This window comes from Clostridium sp. (assembly GCF_032552055.1).
Taxonomy (GTDB): domain Bacteria; phylum Bacillota; class Clostridia; order Clostridiales; family Clostridiaceae; genus Clostridium.
In genome coordinates this window covers 1-1,327 of sequence record NZ_JAWGSV010000426.1, presented here as the reverse complement: position 1 = coordinate 1,327, position 1,327 = coordinate 1, and the positions used below count along the sequence as shown (strand labels likewise).

Below are 1,327 nucleotides of genomic sequence, written 5' to 3'. Positions count from 1 at the left end.
TAATAATATACATGGACCCATATTTGACAAAAAAGAGTGGCTTTTATTTAATTATTCGATATGCTATAATTATCATTGCGCAAAAATAAAGGATGATTTTTTAATGTGAAAACTAAAAAATAATATTTTATTAGGGGGAAAGGATGAGTAATATTAATATAGATATTAACGTCGAAGCAAATAAAAAAGAAAGTAAAATTATATATGAATTTTTTAAAAGAAGCTTAGATATTATTGCTTCAATTTGTGGTTTAATTTTATTAAGTCCTGTTTTATTAATTGTAAGTATATTAATAAAAATGGAATCTAAAGGACCTGTTTTTTTTATGCAGAAAAGAATAGGCCTTAATGGAAAAGAATTCAATATGTATAAATTTAGATCTATGGGGATAAATGCAGAAGAATTAAAGGAAAAATTAAAAGATAAAAATGAGATGTCTGGACCTATGTTTAAAATTAAAGATGATCCTAGAATAACTAAAATTGGTAAATTTATAAGAAAGACAAGCATAGATGAACTGCCACAACTAGTAAATGTTTTAAAGGGAGAAATGAGTCTAGTTGGACCTAGACCAAGTTTGCCGAATGAGGTTAAGGAATTTGAAAAATGGATGCTTAGGCGTCTAGATGTAAAGCCTGGTATTACTTGTTACTGGCAAGTGATGGGAAGAAATAAAATTGGCTTTGAAGACTGGATGAAGCTTGATGTTAAATATGTAAAAGACAGAAGTTTTTGGTTAGATATGAAGCTTATATTTAAGACGTTTTTTGTCTTATTTGGAGATGAAAATGCAGCTTAATATATGAAAATAGCAGTTGAATTATTTGCCAATACTTATTTAGTGTTAAGAGTTATATACTTTAATGAACTTGACACTTATGCAGAAATTAGAGGATTAAATATAAAGGATATAATTTAAGGTTTAGGATTAAATCTAAGAATAGGAAGTTGATATAACTATCCATTCTTTGAATATAGTGGGATTGTAGTTATGGATGGTGATTTAGACAGCTTCCCCACCACAAATGCTTAAAAAGGGAAGTTGTTGGCATTTTATTGGCGTAAATAAGGTGGTAAATGAAGAAAAAATATAAAGTTTAATATTTTAGAATTGGGCTGGACTTTGCGGTATTTATTAAGTCTATTTTTTAAGTGCTATCTACTAAATATTATCAAAATAAGATATGTTGTCTTAATAAGCCTTATAGTAGGGATACTGATTGCTTGAGTTACTAATGAGGAACTTATTTATTCTTATATATTTAAAAAAATATACAATTATTTATTTCTAAAAGAAAAAGAGAATAATATATAAATGGAAGAAGC

Annotated in this window: 1 protein-coding gene and 1 pseudogene; both read left to right on the top strand. The window is 27.0% G+C overall.

Going from position 1 to position 1,327, the window contains the following annotated elements; translation table 11 throughout:
- Window positions 1-143 precede the first annotated feature (143 nt).
- Window positions 144-800 (top strand): sugar transferase, encoded by a 657-nt coding sequence (locus E6248_RS16140; protein WP_316341783.1) that lies wholly within the window; start codon window positions 144-146, stop codon window positions 798-800.
- Window positions 801-812: 12 nt separating this feature from the next.
- A pseudogene (locus E6248_RS16135) lies at window positions 813-950 on the top strand (UDP-glucose 6-dehydrogenase); the annotation flags it as partial.
- Window positions 951-1,327 lie beyond the last annotated feature (377 nt).

What these genes read in the sequence shown, in the direction of transcription:
- E6248_RS16140 (WP_316341783.1), top strand. Translation starts at nt 144, where the DNA reads ATGAGTAATATTAATATAGATATTAACGTCGAAGCAAATAAAAAAGAA.